The organism is Paenibacillus sp. EKM212P, from assembly GCF_011066115.1.
In the GTDB taxonomy this organism is placed as follows: domain Bacteria; phylum Bacillota; class Bacilli; order Paenibacillales; family Paenibacillaceae; genus Paenibacillus; species Paenibacillus polymyxa_B.
Genome location: NZ_JAAMNR010000007.1, coordinates 195,056 through 216,770, shown reverse-complemented (window position 1 = coordinate 216,770; position 21,715 = coordinate 195,056). Strand labels below are relative to the sequence as shown.

At 45.6% G+C, this 21,715-nt stretch carries 28 protein-coding genes; 7 read left to right on the top strand and 21 right to left on the bottom strand.

The features are described from left to right. Window positions 1-37 precede the first annotated feature (37 nt). The 10 genes from G9G54_RS20295 to G9G54_RS20250 all read right to left on the bottom strand — a co-directional run bounded on the left by G9G54_RS20295 (window position 38) and on the right by G9G54_RS20250 (window position 7,729). Window positions 38-751: an MgtC/SapB family protein gene (locus G9G54_RS20295; RefSeq protein ID WP_023990255.1), complete on the bottom strand. Its 714-nt coding sequence runs from the start codon at window positions 749-751 to the stop codon at window positions 38-40. A 98-nt stretch (window positions 752-849) separates the two neighbouring features. Next, window positions 850-1,311 (bottom strand): GNAT family N-acetyltransferase, encoded by a 462-nt coding sequence (locus tag G9G54_RS20290; RefSeq protein ID WP_061831450.1) that lies wholly within the window; start codon window positions 1,309-1,311, stop codon window positions 850-852. Between the two features lie 131 nt (window positions 1,312-1,442). Then, window positions 1,443-2,888, bottom strand: a complete 1,446-nt coding sequence (gatB, locus tag G9G54_RS20285) for an Asp-tRNA(Asn)/Glu-tRNA(Gln) amidotransferase subunit GatB (RefSeq protein ID WP_165179378.1) — start codon at window positions 2,886-2,888, stop codon at window positions 1,443-1,445. A gap of 26 nt (window positions 2,889-2,914) precedes the next feature. Next, entirely contained in the window at window positions 2,915-4,372 is a 1,458-nt protein-coding gene (gene gatA, locus G9G54_RS20280) for an Asp-tRNA(Asn)/Glu-tRNA(Gln) amidotransferase subunit GatA (protein ID WP_023990257.1), read from the bottom strand. A gap of 27 nt (window positions 4,373-4,399) precedes the next feature. Further along, entirely contained in the window at window positions 4,400-4,687 is a 288-nt protein-coding gene (gene gatC / locus G9G54_RS20275) for an Asp-tRNA(Asn)/Glu-tRNA(Gln) amidotransferase subunit GatC (RefSeq protein ID WP_013311910.1), read from the bottom strand. A gap of 303 nt (window positions 4,688-4,990) precedes the next feature. Further along, window positions 4,991-5,377: an ATPase gene (locus tag G9G54_RS20270; RefSeq protein ID WP_165179377.1), complete on the bottom strand. Its 387-nt coding sequence runs from the start codon at window positions 5,375-5,377 to the stop codon at window positions 4,991-4,993. A gap of 80 nt (window positions 5,378-5,457) precedes the next feature. After that, window positions 5,458-5,667 carry a hypothetical protein gene (locus G9G54_RS20265; RefSeq protein WP_165179376.1) on the bottom strand — a complete coding sequence of 70 codons (210 nt, stop codon included), beginning with the start codon at window positions 5,665-5,667 and terminating at the stop codon, window positions 5,458-5,460. A gap of 243 nt (window positions 5,668-5,910) precedes the next feature. Then, a complete protein-coding gene (locus tag G9G54_RS20260; protein ID WP_165179375.1) occupies window positions 5,911-6,540 on the bottom strand; it encodes an MBL fold metallo-hydrolase in 630 nt (209 codons plus the stop codon). A 3-nt stretch (window positions 6,541-6,543) separates the two neighbouring features. Further along, window positions 6,544-7,113 (bottom strand): thioredoxin family protein, encoded by a 570-nt coding sequence (locus G9G54_RS20255; RefSeq protein ID WP_061831455.1) that lies wholly within the window; start codon window positions 7,111-7,113, stop codon window positions 6,544-6,546. 1 nt (window position 7,114) lies between these two features. Then, window positions 7,115-7,729 (bottom strand): DedA family protein, encoded by a 615-nt coding sequence (locus G9G54_RS20250; protein WP_165179374.1) that lies wholly within the window; start codon window positions 7,727-7,729, stop codon window positions 7,115-7,117. 143 nt (window positions 7,730-7,872) lie between these two features. Between G9G54_RS20250 and G9G54_RS20245 the strand changes: the two genes are divergently transcribed. Then, on the top strand, window positions 7,873-8,196 hold the full coding sequence (locus G9G54_RS20245) for a hypothetical protein (RefSeq protein WP_013311916.1): 324 nt from the start codon (window positions 7,873-7,875) through the stop codon (window positions 8,194-8,196). 81 nt (window positions 8,197-8,277) lie between these two features. Here G9G54_RS20245 and G9G54_RS20240 read toward each other — a convergent pair whose 3' ends face one another. Beyond that, entirely contained in the window at window positions 8,278-9,492 is a 1,215-nt protein-coding gene (locus G9G54_RS20240) for a class I SAM-dependent methyltransferase (RefSeq protein ID WP_165179373.1), read from the bottom strand. Continuing rightward, on the bottom strand, window positions 9,479-10,135 hold the full coding sequence (locus G9G54_RS20235; RefSeq protein ID WP_165179372.1) for a DUF6483 family protein: 657 nt from the start codon (window positions 10,133-10,135) through the stop codon (window positions 9,479-9,481). The genes G9G54_RS20240 and G9G54_RS20235 overlap by 14 nt, the downstream gene beginning before the upstream one ends. A gap of 395 nt (window positions 10,136-10,530) precedes the next feature. On the opposite strand from G9G54_RS20235, the gene G9G54_RS20230 reads away from it, so the two are divergent. Continuing rightward, complete coding sequence (locus G9G54_RS20230; RefSeq protein WP_053326079.1) at window positions 10,531-11,097, top strand: pyridoxamine 5'-phosphate oxidase family protein; 567 nt, start codon at window positions 10,531-10,533, stop codon at window positions 11,095-11,097. 95 nt (window positions 11,098-11,192) lie between these two features. On the opposite strand, the gene G9G54_RS20225 is transcribed toward G9G54_RS20230, so the two are convergent. Beyond that, entirely contained in the window at window positions 11,193-11,987 is a 795-nt protein-coding gene (locus G9G54_RS20225) for an alpha/beta fold hydrolase (protein WP_165179371.1), read from the bottom strand. Between the two features lie 88 nt (window positions 11,988-12,075). Beyond that, on the bottom strand, window positions 12,076-12,660 hold the full coding sequence (yyaC, locus tag G9G54_RS20220) for a spore protease YyaC (protein ID WP_238808284.1): 585 nt from the start codon (window positions 12,658-12,660) through the stop codon (window positions 12,076-12,078). Window positions 12,661-12,786: 126 nt separating this feature from the next. Between yyaC and G9G54_RS20215 the strand changes: the two genes are divergently transcribed. Beyond that, window positions 12,787-13,014: a DUF1128 domain-containing protein gene (locus tag G9G54_RS20215; RefSeq protein ID WP_013373034.1), complete on the top strand. Its 228-nt coding sequence runs from the start codon at window positions 12,787-12,789 to the stop codon at window positions 13,012-13,014. Between the two features lie 163 nt (window positions 13,015-13,177). Here the strand turns inward: G9G54_RS20215 and G9G54_RS20210 are convergent, their stop codons facing one another. Continuing rightward, entirely contained in the window at window positions 13,178-13,897 is a 720-nt protein-coding gene (locus G9G54_RS20210) for a pirin family protein (protein WP_165179369.1), read from the bottom strand. A gap of 231 nt (window positions 13,898-14,128) precedes the next feature. On the opposite strand from G9G54_RS20210, the gene G9G54_RS20205 reads away from it, so the two are divergent. The 4 genes from G9G54_RS20205 to G9G54_RS20190 all read left to right on the top strand — a co-directional run bounded on the left by G9G54_RS20205 (window position 14,129) and on the right by G9G54_RS20190 (window position 16,250). Beyond that, window positions 14,129-14,833, top strand: coding sequence for a phosphatase PAP2 family protein (locus G9G54_RS20205; RefSeq protein ID WP_165179368.1), 705 nt, complete (start codon window positions 14,129-14,131; stop codon window positions 14,831-14,833). A 137-nt stretch (window positions 14,834-14,970) separates the two neighbouring features. Beyond that, entirely contained in the window at window positions 14,971-15,228 is a 258-nt protein-coding gene (locus G9G54_RS20200; protein ID WP_069011991.1) for a GlsB/YeaQ/YmgE family stress response membrane protein, read from the top strand. A gap of 51 nt (window positions 15,229-15,279) precedes the next feature. Continuing rightward, window positions 15,280-15,681 carry a YtxH domain-containing protein gene (locus G9G54_RS20195; RefSeq protein WP_023990268.1) on the top strand — a complete coding sequence of 134 codons (402 nt, stop codon included), beginning with the start codon at window positions 15,280-15,282 and terminating at the stop codon, window positions 15,679-15,681. Between the two features lie 92 nt (window positions 15,682-15,773). Further along, the gene (locus tag G9G54_RS20190; protein ID WP_165179367.1) at window positions 15,774-16,250 is read left to right on the top strand and encodes a DUF5665 domain-containing protein; all 477 of its coding nucleotides are present in this window, start codon (window positions 15,774-15,776) and stop codon (window positions 16,248-16,250) included. Window positions 16,251-16,365: 115 nt separating this feature from the next. Here G9G54_RS20190 and G9G54_RS20185 read toward each other — a convergent pair whose 3' ends face one another. The 6 genes from G9G54_RS20185 to G9G54_RS20160 all read right to left on the bottom strand — a co-directional run bounded on the left by G9G54_RS20185 (window position 16,366) and on the right by G9G54_RS20160 (window position 21,684). Next, a complete protein-coding gene (locus G9G54_RS20185; RefSeq protein ID WP_165179366.1) occupies window positions 16,366-17,325 on the bottom strand; it encodes a magnesium transporter CorA family protein in 960 nt (319 codons plus the stop codon). A 120-nt stretch (window positions 17,326-17,445) separates the two neighbouring features. Further along, window positions 17,446-18,219: a sigma-70 family RNA polymerase sigma factor gene (locus G9G54_RS20180; protein WP_013311929.1), complete on the bottom strand. Its 774-nt coding sequence runs from the start codon at window positions 18,217-18,219 to the stop codon at window positions 17,446-17,448. After that, window positions 18,216-18,668, bottom strand: coding sequence for an anti-sigma B factor RsbW (gene rsbW / locus G9G54_RS20175; protein ID WP_061831463.1), 453 nt, complete (start codon window positions 18,666-18,668; stop codon window positions 18,216-18,218). The genes G9G54_RS20180 and rsbW overlap by 4 nt, the downstream gene beginning before the upstream one ends. A gap of 18 nt (window positions 18,669-18,686) precedes the next feature. After that, window positions 18,687-19,025 (bottom strand): STAS domain-containing protein, encoded by a 339-nt coding sequence (locus tag G9G54_RS20170; protein WP_061831464.1) that lies wholly within the window; start codon window positions 19,023-19,025, stop codon window positions 18,687-18,689. A 99-nt stretch (window positions 19,026-19,124) separates the two neighbouring features. Then, a complete protein-coding gene (locus G9G54_RS20165) occupies window positions 19,125-20,795 on the bottom strand; it encodes a response regulator (RefSeq protein WP_165179365.1) in 1,671 nt (556 codons plus the stop codon). A gap of 19 nt (window positions 20,796-20,814) precedes the next feature. Next, window positions 20,815-21,684 (bottom strand): CheR family methyltransferase, encoded by an 870-nt coding sequence (locus G9G54_RS20160; protein ID WP_165179364.1) that lies wholly within the window; start codon window positions 21,682-21,684, stop codon window positions 20,815-20,817. Between the last annotated feature and the right edge of the window lie 31 nt (window positions 21,685-21,715).

The window sequence follows — 21,715 nt, the reverse complement described above, 5'->3', positions numbered from 1 at the left end:
TCGGATTTAAGAGTAACTGTTAAAAAAAGGTAGGCTATTACTCAACAGAGACTGCAGCTATATCTTCCCATTGTCGTAAATCAGCGGCAATACGTACGGGATTAAAATCATGACGGGACAGCACCTCTAGGGAAACCTCCATACTCTGCCGATCTGGATGTAATTCGTGAAATGGGACATTTTCATGTTCTTTAATCATTATTTTACGTATTTCCACTTTTTCTTGCTCTAAATAAGTCGAAATCTGCTCCAGCAATCCGTGAGACGACAATCCGTACAATGTAATAAGATGACGCTTGCGTCCACGCATATATCGGAGTTCGACTTTGTTAAATACCCATAAATTTAAAAACACGAGCACCGTTGCCGCAATAGACGGGAAATAAAAGCCTGCTCCGACCCCAAGACCAATGGCAGCCACGACCCAAATGGAAGCCGCAGTCGTTAGTCCGGTAATGGATTTACCTGTGAACATAATCGTCCCTGCACCCAAAAAGCCTACGCCAGTGATTACAGCCGTAGCCAAACGAGCGGGATCTATGCGTACATTAGCTTCTTTAATAAAATCGGCAAAGCCGTAAATAGAGAGTAGCATAATCAGCGTCGAACCAAGACTGACCATAATATGAGTCCTCAAACCGGCTGCGTGATTGGAACGTTCGCGTTCAAAGCCAATGAATCCACCGAGAAGCATGGACAGCAAAAGCCGTAAAATGATATGTGAATCGTCTATAATCCACGGATTATTCATTCAAGTTACTCCTCCCGGTTATGTCGTGCTTCCCACTCCGGGTGCGCGGTTTGTGGGCTTATGTGCATTTTTAATGCCAATTTAATGATAACTCAATGCTATTCCAACTTATGCAGATGGTAGGTGGTTAATTCCACGCCTGGGGCGACCTCCGCCGCAGATACGGGGCGAAAGCCATGTTTTCGATACAATGTCACCGCAGGAGTATTTAAAGTTCCTGTAGAGACGATAAACAACGGGATATTTTGATATTCATTCAAAACATGCTTCATTAAAGAGTCTGCAATACCTTTTCGAAAATGATCTGGGTGAACCATCATACGTGTAAGAGTAAGCGAATCGGGCGACTCAGACTGCACAGCCAGTGCCCCTAGCAATTCACCTTCCTCCAGCCACCCATAAAAAGACTCTCCACAGCTTCTCAGCGTATCCAATGTATCCATCAGTGGAGGAATCTCATCAAACCCAATCAGCTCAGCTTCCAGCCTATAGGCAGCGTGCTGTAGACGCCATATCTGACTGACGATATCATCATCTTCCAATGAACATAGGGTAACCATGCTGTTTTCCCTCCTAAGGAAACTCATAAAATGCCATCAGGATTCTAAAGTTTGTTCGCGCCAATCGTTCTCAGCGTCTATGCAAAAGGGGCCTGTCCCTAAAAGACAAGCCCCCTGTCAAATCTATGCCATTAGCGGTTCAGCACTTCCGTCAGCAACTTATTAGCAAGGCCAGGGTTTGCCTTTCCCTTGCTCTCCTTCATCACTTGACCGACTAGGAAGCCGATGGCCTTTTGCTTACCGGCTTTGTAATCTTCGACCGATTGCGGGTTAGCTGCTACAACTTGTTCGACAATGGTCAAGATTGCACCCTCATCACTGATCTGTACAAGCCCTTTTTCTTCAACAATTTGCTGTGGCAGTTTATCACTTTCCAGCATTTCCTTGAAGACCGTTTTGGCGATTTTGCTATTGATCGTTCCCTTCTCCAGCAGTCCGATCATTTCGCCCAAGCCCCGACCGGTCAATTTAACCTGCGACAGCTCTACACCGGCACTGTTCAAATAACCGAGTAGATCCCCCATAATCCAGTTGGATACTGCTTTGGCATCCTTGGTGAATTGAAGGCTATCCTCGAACAAATCGGCCAATGGCTTGGAGGACGTAATCACCTGCGCATCATGCTCAGGTAATCCATATTCCGAAGTGTAGCGTGCTTTACGCTGGTCAGGCAATTCAGGAATCGAAGCACGGATACGTTCTTTCCATTCCTCATCTATATGCAGTGTAACCAGATCCGGGTCTGGGAAATAACGATAGTCATGAGCCTGTTCCTTACCACGCATAGACAAGGTTTTACCTTGTGCCTCATCCCAACGACGTGTCTCCTGTACAATCGTTCCGCCTTCGTCCAACGTCTGCTCCTGTCGGAACTGCTCATATTCCAGTCCGCGCTGTACGCCACGGAAGGAGTTCATGTTTTTCAGTTCCGCTTTAGTTCCCAGCTCTTTTTGTCCATGCGGACGAAGACTGATATTCGCGTCGCAGCGAAGTGATCCTTCCTCCATCTTCACATCAGATACATCACAATACTGCATAATGGCACGTATTTTTTCCAGATAGGCCTTGGCTTCTTCCGGCGAAGATATTTCCGGCTCCGAAACGATCTCGACCAATGGTGTGCCGACCCGGTTAAAATCGACCAAAGATGCGTAGCCACCATCAACATGTGTTAATTTTCCTGCGTCCTCTTCCAGATGCAGTCGGGTAATACCGATACGCTTTGTCTCACCATTCACTTCAATATCAATCCAGCCATTTTCGCCAATGGGTTGATCGTATTGTGAGATTTGGTAAGCCTTAGGTGAATCGGGGTAAAAATAGTTCTTACGGTCAAACTTGCTCACATCAGCAATGGTGCAATTCAGCGCCATTGCTGCTTTCATTGCATAATCAACGGCCTGACGGTTCAATACCGGCAATACCCCTGGATGACCGAGACAGACCGGACATGTATGAGAGTTGGGTGGTGCTCCGAAGGATGTCGAGCATCCACAGAATATTTTAGACTTCGTATGCAATTCCACGTGCACTTCAAGTCCGATGACCGTCTCATATTTGGATGTAGTTGTAGACATGAATAGGTTCCCTCCTTTTTAGCAAATTACAGCTGCGGACGCTGCTTGTGAAATTCGGTATTTTGTTCAAAAGCATGAGCTACGCGTAGCACGGAAGACTCGTCAAAGGCCTTTCCAATAATTTGTAGTCCGACTGGCATTCCATCCGCAAGACCACACGGAATGCTGATGGCTGGCACACCAGCCAAGCTTACCGGAATCGTCAAAATATCGTTCAAATACATTGTTAATGGATCGTCCACTTGCGAGCCGATTTTGAAAGCAGTTGTCGGTGCAGTAGGTCCGATAATCACATCATATTGTTCAAATACACGATCAAAATCCTGTTTAATCAGTGTGCGCACTTTTTGAGCTTTCAAATAATAGGCATCGTAGTACCCGGAGCTGAGTGCATAGGTACCCAGCATAATCCGCCGCTTCACCTCGGGACCAAACCCCTGCGTACGGGACTGATGGTAAAGATCAAGCAGGTTGTCTGGATTGTCAGAACGCACACCATAGCGCACGCCGTCAAAACGGGCCAGATTGGATGACGCTTCGGATGAAGCCAGCAGGTAATATGTAGCTACCGCATATTCTGTGTGAGGGAGAGACACTTCTTCCCAAACAGCACCCAGTCCTTCCAGCGTTTTCAGTGCGTCGAGCACCTTTTCCTTGACCTGTGGATCTACGCCCTCACCAAGATACTCTTTAGGCACAGCGATACGAAGTCCTTTTACATCCCCGGTTAAAGCGTTCAAATAATCAGGAATGTCTACCTTTGCAGAAGTGGAGTCCTTCTGGTCATAGCCTGCAATAGCTTGTAGGACATAGGCCGAATCCTGAACATTTTTAGTAATAGGTCCAATTTGGTCTAAAGAGGAGGCAAAAGCCACCAGTCCAAAACGGGATACTAGACCATAGGTTGGTTTCAGGCCAACTACACCGCAGTAAGAAGCAGGCTGGCGAATGGAACCACCTGTATCCGAACCGAGCGTGAAATAAGCCTCACCCGCTGCAACAGCCGCAGCCGAGCCGCCACTGGAACCGCCGGGAACACGTTCTAAATCCCAAGGGTTACGTGCAGGGAAAAAGCTGGAGTTCTCGTTAGAGCCGCCCATGGCGAATTCGTCCATGTTCATTTTACCGAGTGTCACGGTTTGCGCTGCGCGTAACTTGCTAACAACTGTGGCATCGTAAACGGGATCAAAATTTTTCAAAAACTGACTGCCACATGTTGTACGCAACCCTTCTGTCACGATATTATCCTTAATACCAACCGGCAGGCCAAACAACAGCCCTCTTTCCTCTCCGGAAATCAACTGATCATCCAGCTGACGTGCGGATGCACGGGCCTGTTCCTCGTCAACGGTAATATAAGCTCTGATCTTATCTTCCCGCGCACCAATCGTCTCCAGAGCGTGTCCCACCAGATCACTCACGGAAATTTCCTTTTGATGCAGCTTGTTATGTATCTCGGGCAATGTGTTATTGAACAAGCTCAATTTGCATCCTCCTTTCAAATATGAGATCTATTCCAGAACAGCAGGAACCTTAAACTGTCCGTCTTCTTCTTCAGGTGCGTTGCGCATCACTTGCTCATGTGTCAAACTTTCACGAACTTCGTCGTCTCGCATGACATTGCTGACGTGCAGCACATGAGTGGTCGGTTTTACCTGCTCCGTATCCAGCTCATTCAGCTTCTCCGCATAATGAAGAATGGCGTTTAATTGTCCTGTCATCGTTTCTTCCTCAGCCGCGGTCAGATTCAACCTGGACAGCTTAGCTACGTGACGGACATCTTCCGTGGAAATGTTCATACAAAAACCTCCTCATGTATATGAGGATTTTGCAAAAAGTCCAATAAGCGACTGGAATCGAATTTTGCAAAATCCTGATATTAAAAATGCTGCACCGAACTTTGAAATAACGTTTTTAATTATAGGATAGAACCCTTTACAATTCAATCTTTGACGCGGTACAGAAGCAAACTGTACTTGGATGAGGTAAATGTTGCTAAAAGAATATAAAAAAAGCACCTTACGGTGCTCTTTCGTGAAAACTATAGGAGCTGAGATTGTGCCCTTTATATATTCTTAAAAAGAATCGGCCGTAGCCGACTCCTATATCCAAGCACGCAAATTGACTTGCCTGATAAAATCAGCCTGTGACAACAACTCCGCCGCGGTTTCTTCTTCCTCAGTCTCTACCGAATCAAGACCACCGTTCATCACATGCATGAACAGTTGCTCATTATGGGTAGCAAGGGCGTAATCTATCAGCGCTTCACGCTCAATCCGCTCGGCTTCCAGCTTGAGAATACTCTCTTCCAGCTCGATGTCTCCGGATGGTACAAAAAAATTGCGGTTCACCTTCGGTACGCGAATGACATAGTCAAAAGCATTGTCCGCATTACGGTCGTAAGCAATGATATAACCATGTTCGCCCACAGGAAGATTCTGCTCAAAAGCATCCGCGACGATCATAATTCTAGCTCCTAAATGATGCATCGTTAGCCCCCCCGTTTGTCTGAACTTATCTGCTAAGTCTACTAAAAAAAAAGTAGCTTGTCTATATCATCTATGTATCTTCATAATCGACCGTCTCCACGTCCCAACCTGTGTTCATCCAGCCTCACATGCCAGTTTTGTGAAGGGATTCCGCCCCGTCGTTTCACCTTTTTCCAAGTTACGATCTTCGGCTCAGAACCTGCCACAGAATCTTCCATATCTATTATATTGGGAACCCGGAAACTACCTCCAATCTCACGTTGTACCCCATATATATGTTTTCTTTTCATTCTTGCTCCCCCTTGTGATCTGACGGCCTCATGCCTCTTTATCCTCTTAATGGGCAAAAAAAAGAACGCAAACCGGGATTCATCCACAGCTTGCGTGCTTCGCGAGTTTAGTATGTAACTTCAATAAATTTATGTTAACAAAAATAAAAACCTTTGTCTATACATAATTTATAATTTGTTGTCGAAATGAGGCAAAACCTGTCACACCTTTGATTTTGCCCCTACTGAAAACGTTCATCACATTTACCGGATATACGGATTGTTAGCTTTCTCATAACCGATGGACGTTTTGGGACCGTGACCGGAATAGACTGTAACGTCATCTGCGAGCGGGAACAATTTGTTTTGAATAGAATCGTATAGATCCCGTTCCCGCCCACCCGTCAGATCCGTGCGTCCAACGCCCTGACGGAATAGCACATCCCCGGAAAAAAGATCTTTGCCACACAGAAAGCTGACACTTCCGGGTGAATGGCCCGGTGTATGGAACACCTTGAACGTGTACCCGATCAGGTTCAATTGCTGACCTTCCGCCAAATCATATTCGGCAGGACCGGTTGAGATTGGTGGAGATGCCTCTGGCCACATCAAGGAGCCATTCAGCTTAGGAGATGTGAGCCAGTCTTGCTCCAAGGCGTGCAAATACACCGGGCATCCTTTGGCATTGCGAATCTCCTCTACTCCTCCAATATGGTCAAAATGGGCATGGGTCAGCAGGATAGCTTCAATAGTCAGAGACTCAATCGCCCTCAGCAAAGGACCCGGATTCATTCCTGGATCAATAATAATGGCGCGCTGTGGATCATCCCCTTGAAGCAAATAAGCGTTCGTCTGAAGTGGACCGAGATTAAAGCTGCGAATAGATAGCACCATAAGTTAAAATCCCGAGATCAGCTCGCGTAATTCCTGAACAATCACAGGATGGACCTCGGTTCCCTCCCCATATTTTTCAGCCATTTCTTTACGAGCAACTGCGATTTTTTCTTGATAATCATCGGCTTCCCGATCTGGATTTTCACGTTTGAATTCGATCATAATTTGTTGGACATGTGCAGGGCGTGGTCCCCAGTGGCCAAGTACGTGACCTCCCGTATCCGCAAAAATCACAATCGGCACAGCACGTCCGCCCATTGTCAGAAAGTCATCCATCAGCGCCTGATGGTTTTCCAAGATTAATACTTCGGTCGGAATCCCGCTGTTCTCCAGCGCACGGAACACAACTGGCACATTGCGCACCACATCCCCACACCAGTCGGCAGCCAAAATAAGCACGCGCAGATCATCCCGATGGTTCAGGCTTTCAAAATACTCTCGATCCTCTTCGCGATTCCACACAAACTGATCGTACCCAGAGCGAAAGGCTTCTTTGTTCTTTTCCATGCCCTCCATAAACTGTTCAGGGCTTAAGCCCTTTCCGAAGTATTGCGATACATTAGTACGGCTCATGTTATACACTTCCTTTTTTGTTTTTGGACAAAATCCATTTGATAACAAAATAAATGATCAAGAGCGCAAGGGCAACCAGCAAAATCGGTTTGATGTAAGGTGCTGCCACTTCGTCAATTTGCTCCCACTTGTCTCCTAGCAGCATACCTAAATATATAAACAAAACAGACCAAGGTATAATCGCTAGCGTCGTCAAAATAATAAAGCGCCATACGTTCATTCGAGCCAACCCGGCAGGGATTGAGATGGCATGACGCACAACAGGGATAAAGCGAGCTGTGAAAATGACCCCTGTGCCATATTTGTTAAACCAGGCTTCGGCGTGGTCAACATGACTTTTTTTGATAAGTATGTATTTCCCGTACTTATCTAATACCGGTCTGCCGCCATAGCGTCCAATCCAGTAAATGAACAACTGGGCCAGAACCCCGCCAATCGTTCCAAAAACGACTGCGCCAAAAAAATTAATATGACCCGAGGATACTAAAAAGCCACCGTAAGCGAGGACAATTTCGCTTGGAATGACCTCAACCATCAAGCCTAGCATAATACCAAAATACCCAAGATTACGAATGATCTCAAACAAATAATTAATGATACTAGATATTTGGTCCACTTCTCTTCCCACTCCCTGCCTGTTTCTCTATTTTCATTAGTGTATCACAGCGGCAGAACAAGTCGCCACTTCACACAAATAGGGGGTCAGTGACCCCGACTCCTCTGCCCGCATAAGTTGTGAGAGAGAGGAGGGGGTACAATATGCCTCCCGGCAAATTCCCCAAACATGACAATTCACAATCCCGTTTACCCACGGCTCGTGGTATCCGCCGCGCATGCACCAAAGAGTTGTATCGAACCTGCAAACGTCTGCCTGTTCACATTGCCCCTGATCTGGTCAAGCAGGGCGAAGAGCTATACTGCCGCAAGGTCGTCGGACACCTTATCTGGATTGCGGAAAACCATAGTAATCGCAAACTACTATGCGACTGGTGGGACGAGGATGTCAGCGAGGAGCTCGCGGCATTGTGGAAGGTGGATCGCGATGTCTTGTGCACCGCTTTTAGAAGTGCCTATGGCGGATAGATGTTGGCGTACTGCAACCATGAACTGTGAACTGCAAAAAAAGTGGAGCCACCCCGCAGTGGCTCCACTTTTACTATATTCCTAGCTATGTGTCTGCTTCTTCCCCGCTCCTTCGGGAAGCAAATCCGCACAAGCGCGTTCCAGATAAGGATCTGCATGAATAAAATCCCGAAATGCTGTGTATTCACGCCACAAAACGGATTGTTCTCCCGCCTGCCCTTTGACGGCACGAATCAGAATATTTTTAGGTGTATGCTCCATGTCGATAAATTCCAATAGCTGTGTCCGATATCCCATCATATCCAGCAGTTTGGCCCGGATTCCATCCGTTGCCAGTGCAGAAAAACGTTCCTTTAAAATGCCGTGGGAAAGCAAAGGCTCCAGTACCGGATTTTCCAGTTGGCTGAACAGCTCATGCTGGCAACACGGAACCGACAAAATAACGGATGCTCCCCAGCGGACGGCCTTTTCCAGCGCCGCATCCGTTGCTGTATCACAAGCGTGCAAGGTAACAACCATATCCACCTGTTCCAGTTCGTTATAGTCTGCGATATCACCGACCAGAAACTCCAACTGTCGATATTGCAGCTTTTGAGCCAGAACATTACACGTTTCAATGACATCTGCCTTTAGGTCCAAACCAACGATCTGCAATGGTCGCTTTTGCTGTACAGCCAAATAGTGATATAGCGCAAAGGTCAAATACGATTTGCCACAGCCAAAATCCACAATCGTCAATGGGCGGCCTACCGGAAGGCTAGGCAATACATCCTGCACCATTTCGAGAAACCGATTAATCTGACGAAACTTATCGTACTTGCGGGCCAGTACCTTACCGTCCTCATTCATAATCCCCAGCTCAATCAGGAAAGGAATTCGCTCTCCTTCCTCAAGCACATATTGCTTTTTGCGATTATGAGACAGGTCGGCTTTACTTTTGCTCGGTGACTTTGTCAGAATGGATACTTTATATTTTTTACTGATTAGCACCTGGTAGTCTGCATCCTTGGCACATAGAAGTCCTTGGCGGAACGTGTCCTCAAACAAGGCAGTCATTCGCTCATTAGCTTCGTCAGGGGTCAGATTTTCATGAATGACTTTGTTGCTGTAATGAAAAGCAAACTGGTAATGCAGCTTATTTTTCAATTCTACAGGTTTGATTTGCACTTTAGTAAAAGAAGCATCCTCCCGTTTGCGAAGCTGACTCAGCGTCGCTGATATGAGGGATCCTCCCGTGGTCAATTGGTATATAAGTTCGCGCAGTGAATCCAAAAGGTACATCTCACTTTCTTTCATGTAATTGGGTGATCTCGGTCAAACCCTCGGTGACTTCCTGGCGTGAAATTCCACCCAGTTCCAGCTCTGCATTGGTCTTATCCAGTAATTGACTATAAAACGTCTCCGCTTCCGCTAGCAGCTCTGGCTGCTCCCATGCCAATCCAAACCAGACATCGGCGGCTTCGTCCAGCCTGTTTTCCCGCTCATAATGAACAGCCAACAGCTTGCTGGTTTCAGGGGGAAGCTCATATTCATGCACCAGTTTCACAATACACGCTATTCGTTCAGGCAGGACCTGTAAATTACGAGTCGCGCCATTCAAATCGCTGTACAAATATAAATGAAGAGATTTCATCAAGATTCGTATGCTCTCGTCTGTTCTACTGGTTTCCAGGTAAATCACGGCTTCTTCCTCTAAAATGCGAGCCACCTGCTGGATCTTGTCTGCTTCAATTCCAGGGCCCAATCGGAAAAGCTCAATAATTTGTTCCGGCGGCAATCGTCTGAGCAGATCTGAACGAAGACGAAACTGCTTGTTGAGCAGATCATCTAACTGTTTTAGCGCTTCGACATGTTTATTTTCACGCCTTAGACCGAGCACCGATGCTACTGCGGATGTCAATTCTTCCATCATACTGAGCAAATAATCTTTTCTAAGCAAGCCGTTCCCTTCCTTTCATCCCGATGCCTAGACAACCAGAAACTCTGTCTTCTGATTGTATGACATCCTTGTCTAAAAGCCAAATGCCCTACCATGCAGAAATACCACTTATAACCTTCACCCTCAGTTAATAACATCAATGATCAGGAAGTCAGAATGCTCACGTATGGCAGTGAATTCCTACGGTACAGCACTTTGTAGCTGCTCATGTGACTAGCGAATGACGGGTTTTTTTAAATCAATATTGCTTCTTCGTTAGTGTTGTGATATTTTTGTTTCATACGAAACAAAAAATTAATCAGTATATTTAAACATTTTATAAAATTATTTATAATAATTATTTTCTTTAGAAACAAAATTTATATGAATATTTTTGTGAGAAAGGATGATGGAGTTTGGGTAAACAATTTAGCTCGATATTACCGGAACATCAAGAGTTTATACAGCGGCAGCACATTTTCTTTGTAGGATCAGCACCGCTATCCAAGACAGGGCACGTTAACCTTTCCCCCAAGGGATATGATTCCTTTCGTATTCTATCGGACCAAAGGGTAGCCTATCTCGACTTGGCGGGAAGCGGCAACGAGACAAGCGCCCACATTATCGAGAACGGACGGGTAACAATCATGTTTTGTGCATTTGAGGGCGCTCCCAGTGTATTAAAGCTCTATGGCACTGGTACCGTCGCGCTGCCTGATACTAAGCAATGGAATGAGCTGTACCCACTCTTCAACCCGCTTCCCGGTGCAAGACAAATCATTGTTGTGGACATTCACATGGTTCAGAATTCATGTGGTTTTGCGGTTCCCTTCATGACATACACGAGCGAACGGGAAAAGCTGAAGGAAGTCTCAATTCAGATGGGAGAAGAAGCACTTAAAAGATATGCCTATGAGAAAAATTTGGAGAGTATTGACGGTTTGCCGACAGCGTTTGCCTTTAACAAAAGCAACATAAATTAGACACCTTACACTCCTAAAAATAATTGACTACACAAAAAACCAGAACCTTCTGATTATCACCTCAGAAGGTTCCGGTTTTTTGGGCTTCCCTTAGTCTATTTTTTCAAGTTCTGCTCTAAAAATGTCAAGATAGCGTTCGCTAATAACTCCGGTGCTTCGAACAAGCTCATGTGACCTGCTTCCGGTAGGGTAACCTGAGTTACTCCGGCCCGATCTGTTGTAAACGTCCGCGCTGGAGGAACCGCCTGATCCTGCTCACCCGCTACTAAAAGGGCTGGCAATGCAGAAGCCGACAATACATCCCGACGATCAGTACGCTCGCGCATAGCCAGTGATGCTCCTACGGCTCCTTGTGGTGGTGTTTTGTAGCCAATTTCTTTGACTTTCAGTAATTGGCTGGACATCGACTCCACATGATCAGGAGCAAACAGTCCCGGTACGAGTCCATCTACAAAGGTCGTAATCCCCTCTGTTTGGATGGTGGATACAGCCTTATTCCGCTTTTCTTTACCTTCGTCCGTATCTGCATAAGCTGTGGAATGAATCAGTCCAAAGGCTGTAAGGCGCTCTGCATGTCTCTGCACTGCCGAAAGGGCTAGATAGCCTCCTAGGGAGTGGCCAAACCAGGCAGCCTGAGGGATGTCCAATTGTTCTTGAAGTTTAAGCACATCATCTGCCATTTGATCAATAGTATAGGCTCCTAGTGGAGCATCGCTGCGTCCGTGTCCACGCAAGTCTGGAACAATACAACGATAGCTTGAGGATAGCAAGGGAACAACCTCATCCCAGTAGGAAGAGCTTCCGCAAAATCCGTGCAATAGAATGATCGGATCTCCTTTTCCCTGTTCGGCATAGCAGATCGTCGTTCCTTCGCTTAATACCTTTTCCATGTGGAACCCTTCCTTCTCTGTATATAATCTATTGGATCTGAATATATTAGTGAGTAGAACATGCTGATGTATATTATTAAGCAGACCATCAATATCTGAAACGGTAACCCTCTGGAAAATCTTGCGAAGCTGTTTTTAAGCCAAATTCATAAGCCGCCGCATTAGCAATATGCGCAGCCATGGTCATGACCAAGTGAAGCGACGTCATTTGGAGTGTCCAATAGGGTTTGGGACTGCGCTCATTCACAATCGCTGCAACACTATAATGACCAACAGACGGCAGAGACAGCCCCACCGATCGCGCAGGAGTTAGCGGTTCACGCGCAATAAGAAACATTCCCGTTGAGCCGTGCTGTCCAAGACAAGCATCTATGGCGATCACATGATGATCTTGGGGAATGCACTCCAAGTATGAAACCAGATGATCTGCATCACAGGGCTCCGTCATTGTGCCAATCACGTGCGGAAAGCCTTGCTCCTTGAGCATGGTGCCTACCAGTGGCCCGAGTGAATCACCCGAGGAGCGATCTGTACCGATGCAAACAAAAGTCAACTTATCTATAGCATGCTGATGATGAATTTCTCGGAAAAACGGCGCGAGTCCATCTCGATCTGTTTTCTTTACATTATGTTCTAAGGACGAGCGACCGGGTGCGAAAGCTCGATTATACAAAGACAACTTTGTCCATCCTCCTTGATTCGGTTATATATCGGTAATCTGGCTTTCAGTACATTCTACAACAAAAACATGATACAATACAGGCAACTTCCCCTGTTATGAAAGGATGGAAAATTAACGATGGATTTGTCTGTACCGTCTCATGCCAACATTGAGTATATGATTGAGGGTATTAAAACCAAGCTTCGTATGGCGAGTGGTGCTGCTATGCAGGCTTCCGCTTTCTCGCTGGAGCAATACGAGGACATCCATGATGTCTATGATATGGTGATAAGCAAGCCTAACCTGAGCATTTCAGAGGTTGAAGCTATTGTTTCTGAACTGGGTAGATTGCGTAAGTCCTCCTGAATCAGCTTATAGGAATACAGCTTAGCTGTATTACAACCTATCATCATGAGTAACAGCCTTCATGGTAGTAGCCCTGTCACCGTAAATAAAGCTCGTATCTCCGGTCGTCTCAACAGACGTGCAACGGAATACGAGCTTTATTTTTCACTCACTCAAGGATGCTTCAAGGCAAATCCGCTAACACCAGTTCAGATATATCCTCATTACCTGTAGCTAGTATCTTTAATGTACAGCTTTTTTGAATTCGCGCGGCGTCACCAGGCCCTAACTGAAAATCCCCATCCTGGCACGTAACTTCCACATGACCGTTAACTACATAGATGTGGGTGCGGCGCTCCTCTTGCTGTGGATATTCAAGTTGCTGTCCTTTTTCCAATCTGCTCAGATACAGATTTATATCCTGCGCGATGGATAACGCTCCCTCCACTTCTGAACCAGACACAACAGGCTGAAGCCGATTTAGACGTTCACTGTGCTTGAATCTTTGCACCTGATAAGAAGGCTGAATGCCAGGACTCTCAGGTAAAAACCACATTTGCAAAAAACGAACCGGTCTTTCATCCCCAGTATTTCGCTCTTCATGTTCAATTCCGGTGCCTGCACTCAGAACCTGGATCGAGCCGATTTTCAAATCCTGCTCATGTCCTAAGCTGTCGCTATGATGCAATTGGCCTTCAATTACATAGGTGACGATTTCCAAATCGTGATGCGGATGTCTTTTGAAGCCTTGCTGCGGTTCAAGCTCGTTATCATTATGGGCTAGCATACAGCCAAAATGGGCATTGCTCGGATCTTCATAATCGGCAAACGAAAAGCTAAACTCACTATGAATCCATCCTTTATTTGAGGTATGTCTTTCTGCCGATGTCACTATTTTAATCATCCTTAACACCTCCATGGATTACAGTTCCGTAAAGCAGCTTTGCTTCGTGATGACTATTCCACTTCCGGCCCTGACATTACAAACGCTGTGATACGATCCCTTTACCCCGGGCTTATATGCCTCAATCAGCCTGTCGTCTCCGTCGGGTTTTGCTCTTAAGTTCATTATTAGTTAAGTTAATAGTACGAAAAATTGAATCTATCACAGCCATAAGGAGGAGATTTATTACATATGCTATCTCATGAACCCCAACCATCCCGTTTCCTACCAAGCTATTTGCGCCGTAGTCTGTATGCATCTATTATCATGATCGCTGTGTTGCTTCTCGTCGCCTACTCTGTGAAATGGATTGGCACAGCTCCTTTTCTATATTGGGATGAACGCATACAGGATGCCGTTTTTCCAGACACAGCAGCTGCTCGTTACCAATTGCTAACCATCGCTATATTCATTACATCTTTCGGTTCATTCCGCATGTCGTTGATCATCGCCCTCGGTGCTGCTACCTTGTGTTGGGTCAGTCTTCGTTCAAAAGCTTATTCCTTTGCGATCCTAAGCAGCTTTACGGCGATGTGGGTGCTGAATACCCTCATTAAGGAAATTTTGCAACGGGAACGCCCGTCACTTCAACATTTGGTTGAAGCCGGGGGTTATAGTTTTCCCAGTGGTCATGCGATGATTTCCATGGGATTTTTCGGAATGATATTTGCCATTTGGGCCATAGAACGAAAGATTCGTGGGCGTTCGCTCTTTCTTCCGTGCGCTCTGGGTGCACTACTGATTCTCTTGATTGGATTAAGCCGCATATATCTAGGCGTTCACTTTCCTACAGATATTGTGGGTGGCTATATTGCAGGTATAATTTGGCTGGTGTTTACCGTTCCTGTGATCTATTGGCGAGCGCGCATGCAGCTTCCTTCCACTCCCCACCGGTAAATGTCTGAGTCGGCTTTTTGTTTCACTCCGGGTCACGACGTTTATATACGAAGTAAGCAAGGCTCAGCAATATCGAAGCTCAGCATTCATCAAAAGCGTTATGGTTTTGTGAACTTAGGATAAGGGAGGCGATCCTTGTGTGGGGAATTGTACTAAGTATTGTAATGGCTATTATTATCGGATTGATTGGCGATGCACTGGCTGGTCATGAAATGCCTGGCGGCATTGCGGGCTCTATGATTGCTGGATTTGTAGGAGCTTGGCTAGGTGTCATGCTATTGGGAGACTGGGGCCCGGTCATCGGAGATTTTGCCGTCATTCCAGCCATACTCGGAACAGCATTGTTCGTGTTCTTGCTCGGACTGGCGTCCAGGCTATTAAGAAGGGCTACCTAAAATTTTATATATATTTTTTATTCTTTAATTCTATAAGAGGAGTGATATAACATGAGTAACATTGACAATCAAAATATGGCAAGTACTTCAGGTTTTGCAAAAGGTTTATTTATTGGAGGTTTGATTGGTGCTGCCGCAGCCCTGCTGTTCGCGCCGAAGCCGGGTCGTGATTTGCGTAGTGATCTGTCTGATAAAATTACAGTCGTCTCCGATAAAACAAAGGACGTGGCATCTGTAGTGAGCAGCAAAGCGACAGATTTGGCCAAAACCGTTTCCACCAAAACAGCAGATGTAGCCAAAACGGTATCCGAAAGTAAAGACAACATCGTATCCAGCGTAACCAAAGCTTCTGCAGATGTCGCTAATGAAGCAGCCAAAGCGGATAAAGAAGTTATGGATGCAACGGCTCAGGCGGCCAAGGATACACAGAAACAATTGAATGCTAATTCCTAATAGCTACACATTCTGATGGCAAAAAAATAAGCCCTACACTGAACAGCCAGCATGCAAGAAGCTGGCTGTTTTTAAATGATAGAAAGGCTGGGATGACAATGAACAAGCCAAATTCATATGGAGATGATCTTACCGCGAACAACAAAAGAACCTTTCATCCCCTACAGGCTCAAGATCAGCCAGATGAAGTTTCATCCAAGCAGACTTCTTCTACTCATAATCATGTTAAAACACATGATCAGGAGAGAGACTTTGATGTAAATGAGCATCCTTTTGAGCTGCGCCATGAGGTCAAGCGGCTTAACAAACGCTTAGATCAAATAGCAGATACGCTCGAAAGAGCAGAATTCAAAGATATTCTGGAGAACTACTCCAGCACTAAAAGAAGAATTATGAGCAATCTGACCGCAGGCATTGCACGTGGTCTCGGTCTTACGCTGGGTACAGTGGTCATACTCGCCTTGCTCGCTTGGTTGCTCAGTTTCCTAGTGCAATTAAATCTTCCGGTCATCGGAGATTTCATCGCCGAATTATTAGGATATATCAAAATGAGCCAAGGTACTAAGTAATTATCCCTATCACATTTAAAAACAATCCATCGTAACCGGTAATAGACTCCTCAAAGAGCCTCCAGTTACGATGGATCGTTTTTTATTTTTAAATTGTAACGACTGTAATCAGCCGCTACAATTTGTTGCGCTTGTTAGCCTTCAATAAGTCTCCTGTCCACCCCTTCATCATCAGCCAGCCGTACATTCCCGCCATACTTAGCAATGTGGCAATAATCACGGTGGTAAAACCCCAGCCTGTTTTAATCCAAGGCATATTTTCAAAGTTCATGCCCCATATAGCGCCCACTACGGTTGCTGGTGTAAATACGGCGGTGACAATGGTGAGCGTCTTCGTAATCTCATTCCCTCTAAATGCGGAAATGGCGTCGTCAATGGAGATCAATGTGTCGATTTCCTTTTCATAATGCAGGAAAAGTCCTTCCATCCGAGTAACACGGTAAAGTAACTGCTTAAAAAAACGATTCTCCTCCAGTTGATCCAGATATGCCTCCCGAGAAGCCGTCACCAGCTCTGAAAAAGGAATGAACATATTGCTCCAATACAACAGCTCGAAACGTGCATTCAATATAGAATCCATCAGCGTACGGGCATTCCTTTTCTCCATCTCCTCTTCCAGTCTTCTCAGGTTGATCTCGAACTTATCCATACCTGTATGAAAATAATGAAGCACGGCTCTCGCCAATACAAACATGCCATCAGCGGCATCCTCACACTGTTCCAGCATTTTTTGGCGTTCCGCGGTGTGCATGATTTCACGGGTATTTTGATCCAAATTTAAAGTCACTAACTTTTGGTTTAGAACCAGAAAATAAAACTTATTGCAATTACGCTGACTGTCGATCTCCTCCTGAACGGAGTAAATCAACGACCCGTACATTAAGGGCTGATTGCCATCTGGAAAGCGCACAGATATAAAGCTGGATGGAATGTCCTCTACCTTGTCCAGCCATTCTGCGGCTTCTGGGAGCTTCTCCTTCAAGTGCTGTATGACCGAATCTTGCCAATTCCCAGCACTGATGTCCCACCATTCCCATCCTCCACGAAAGGAAGAAATCTGTTCAAATGCTGTCATGGATTCCAACCTTCCTCCCAACCTTTTTCGCTTTATAAAAAGGACACGCTTCCCATATCGGAATAACGTGTCCTTACGATGTGACGTCAAATATGTTAAGCCAAGAATTCCGCGGTCTTCTCATGAAATAGAGGAATTAGACATAATCTGCTTCAGCTTTTCCGTTGCCCGCTTCTGAATACGGGAAACGCTCATCTGCGATACGCCCAACGTCTGTGCAATCGCACGTTGAGATTGACCGTCCTGAAATGCCAGAAGAAGCACCTTTTGTTCCTGCTCCTTCAGTTGGCTTAAAGCCTGCTGCAAATCCATTCGTTTTTCCACAGTGTCATAATCGTTAGCATCCGAACTAATGAGCTCGCCTAACGTAGCTGCACTCTCTTCCTGGGATAAAGGCGAGTCCAGTGAAACATAGTGATAGCACTCACGGCCTGCAAGCACCTCAATCGTTTCTTCCACGGTAAGATCCAAATAGGTCGCAATCTCATCCACATTGGGTGAGCGTTCCAATTTAACGGTTAGTTCATCAATAGCATGTTGAACAAGCGCACCCTTTTCCTTAATACGGCGAGGAACCTGGATGTACCAGGATTTGTCGCGCAAATAATTTTTCATATGTCCCAACATACTTTTCATAGCATACGGTTCAAATGGGATACCCAAGCTGATATCGTATTGCTGAAGCAGACGTATCAAAGCCATCTGACCGGTCTGATATAAATCCTCGTATAAGTCCGGACGGTTACGGGAGATCTTCCCGGCAGCCATCTTGACCATTGGCTCATACTTGCGGATCAGCACGGTAGCAATCTCGTTATCTTTTGTTTGCTGGTACTCCCAGATTAGACCAACGGCTTCATCCATCGACTCCGGGGGAGTTACCTTTTCATTCATACTCTTTCCTCACTTCTGGTCAGGCGCTTTACCAGCACCACTTCGGTGCCTTTTCCTGTCTCATTCAAGATATGGACATCGTCCATAAGCGCCTGCATGAGATAAAAGCCTAATCCGCCTATCTGCGCATCATTCAACTCCTTGTCATGCAAGGATGCGATACGGGACGGGTCCTCCACACGTTCAAAGCTCTCCCCTTCATCTTTGACACGAATGGACAACGAAGCTTCATCAAATTCAAATGTTACTTCCACGACTCCCCCCTCATGACCATATGCATAAAGGACAGAGTTATTACAGGCTTCCGATACAGCCACTTTCATGTCTTCAATATCCTCATAAGAGAATCCCATTTTCGCGGCAATACCGTATAAATTTAATCTTACAATATCAACAAAGTCAGCAGTTGCCGGCAAATTAAGAACTACTTTTTGAATTTGAGCATTCATTTCTTTTTCTTTCCTTTCCTATTGGGAATTCTCCTGGGGGGCAAAGAATTTGGCAATACCGGTCATATCAAACAGCTTTTGAATCTGAGGCGGTACCTCTTGAACTGTAAACCGGGACTCCATCCCATGCCTTGCTTTTAAAATAGATAACAAGATACCAATACCCGTGCTGTCAATGTATTTAAGGTCTCTCAAGTTAATAATCAAATCTTGGCTGGACTCCCCCACCAAAGGCTCCATCACCAGACGAAAATCAGGTGCTACCGAAAGATCCAACTCTCCACTCAGATAAACGGTATTTACGCCATCGGTTGTTTCTGTAATTGCATTAAATTTCTCATTTTTATTTGTATTCATAGGCCTACTCTCCCGAAAAAAGATTTCCCTACATACTAACCCATTATACGAGCGTTTGAATCACGGTATAACTTTTTAAACACTACCAAATGCCACCATCTAGGCTTCATTGATTTGATCTTTACCCGGCTGCATTGGAAAATGGTCCGGAGAATGCCGTAGCAACGCCTGTTTTACACTGCTGATTTTAACGGGCTTACTAATATAATCGTTCATCCCAGCTTCAATACATCGAGGCTGAATACCCTCCATGACGTTAGCCGTCATGGCGATAATGGCAGGTTGGGATCTTCCCGCCAATTGTTCACGCACTCTACCCGTACACTCCAGACCGTCCATCACAGGCATCTGCAAGTCCATAAAGATATAGTCATAGTCCTGATTCGCCATGACCATATCAAGCGCCTGTCGCCCATCTGCTGCCACATCTGAAGCTAAACCGAGCTTATCCAGTATATTAACCATTAGCTTCTGGTTGATCGGATGGTCATCCACCACCAGTACAGGTTTACGACTTGGAGACTCCTGATGTGGAATTTCCCAATCGTGGCTGGACTCCCCCTCCAGTTCATTTTCATCAGCAAAGCCAAGCTTCATTGTAAAATGAAACGTCACGCCTTGTTCTCCGCTCGTATCTACACGGATATCTCCGCCCATCATATTCACTAAGGTTTTACAAATAGCGAGTCCTAACCCGGTTCCACCATATTTACGCGTCATTGAAGAATCCAGTTGGGAAAAGGGCTGAAACAGCCTTCCAACCTTAGCGGGATCAATACCAATGCCTGTATCCTTCACAGAAAACTCAACGGTAAGTCCATTGTCGCTTTGCTCTTTGACAGATGCGAAGACATACACCCCGCCCTGGTCTGTAAATTTGACAGCATTGGATACCAGGTTAATCAATACTTGTCGCAATCTTCCCATATCTCCATATAACACAGGAGGCATCTGTTCATCGAGAAAATAAACCAGTTCCAAGTTCTTTCGGTTCACTTCTACCGTAAATAGGCTGAAAACTTCCTTGATACAGGAAACCAGATCAAAAGGATATTCCTCTACCTCCATTTTGCCTGACTCCAGCTTAGTGAAGTCCAGAATATCATTAATGACTGCTACCAGCGCGTCTGCACTACGACGGATGATATCGGCATATTCCTGTTGGTCGCTTTGCAGCTCCGTCTCCATCAGCAAATCAATCATGCCAATGACGCCGTTCATAGGTGTGCGGATCTCATGGCTCATCATTGCCAGAAATTCCGTTTTGGCATTGGCAGCAATCTCTGCTGCCTCCTTGGCGGCAATCAGTTCGCTGTTCATCTTCTCGAGCTCCTGCGTCTTGTGGTGAAGCAGCATGGACTGTGTCTTCAAGCGTTTGTTTGTCAGATACATTTGCACGAAGCCTTCAATTTTAGACTTGAGAATTTGAGGGATGAACGGCTTCACCATATAATCAATACCACCGGCTGAATATCCCGCAAACAAATGCTCCGCTTCCTTGCTGTTAGCTGAAATAAAGATAATCGGAATATCCTTTGTTTTCTCTCTGGCCTTGATTAACTTCGCAGTCTCAATTCCATCCATACCCGGCATCTGCACATCAAGGACTACAAGTGCGAATTCTTCTTTTAATAGACATCGCAGCGCTTCTTCCCCGGATGTGGCTTTTACCAGATTATATTGTTCACTCTCCAGCACTGCCTCAAGAGCGAGCAGGTTCTCAGGTCTGTCATCTACCAGCAATATATGAATCGGTTCATGAAGCCCCATGGAATCCTCCTAAGCATCTCTATTTAATCTTCCGGTATATTTTTTCTATCCGGTCCAGCGGCTCGTAGGAATCACTATAATCGGTAAAATGTATGGATTCCTTGGCCCCAAGCACCAACACACCAAAATGACTCAAGCTATCATAAAACAACCCATGTACATGGTTGCGAAGTTCGTCGTTAAAATAGATCATGACATTCCGGCAAAAAATCACATTGAACTCGTTAAAGGACCGGTCTGTCGCTAAGTTGTGCTCCGCAAAAATAATATTCTTCCGTAAAAAAGGATGAAACATCACTGAATCATACTTGGCTGTATAATATTCAGAGAACGATTGTGTGCCCCCGGACTCCAAATAATTTTTGGTATACAGCTTCATTCGGTCGATCCCGTATACGCCTTCCTTCGCCTGCTGTAAAGACAGGTTATTCATATCCGTCGCATAAATGCGAGCCTTATCATATAAGCCTTCTTCATGCAGCAAGATCGCCATAGAATATACTTCCTCACCAGTGGAACAACCTGCATGCCAGATTCGAATGTACGGATACGTTCGCAAAATAGGAATGATTTTCTGCCTGAAATTCAGAAACAGCTCCGGGTCACGGAACATCTCGGTCACCGGAATGGAAAGGCTTTGTACCAGTCTATCGAAGGCGCTGCGATCATGCAGCACCTTCTCCTGAAGTCCTGATATCGTGCTTACATTCTCGGACTGCGCATGATAATAAACACGCCGCTTAATCGAAGGCAGAGCATAGTTACGAAAATCGTAGCCGTACAGCCGATGAATTCCTTCCAGCAACAGCTCAAGCTCAATCAATTCCCGCTCAGTATCATTCGATTTCACTTCATTAGCAGCATTATCCGCCATATCCTTAGATGTCATAATCTCTCTCCAATTCCTAAATAGGTTTTGC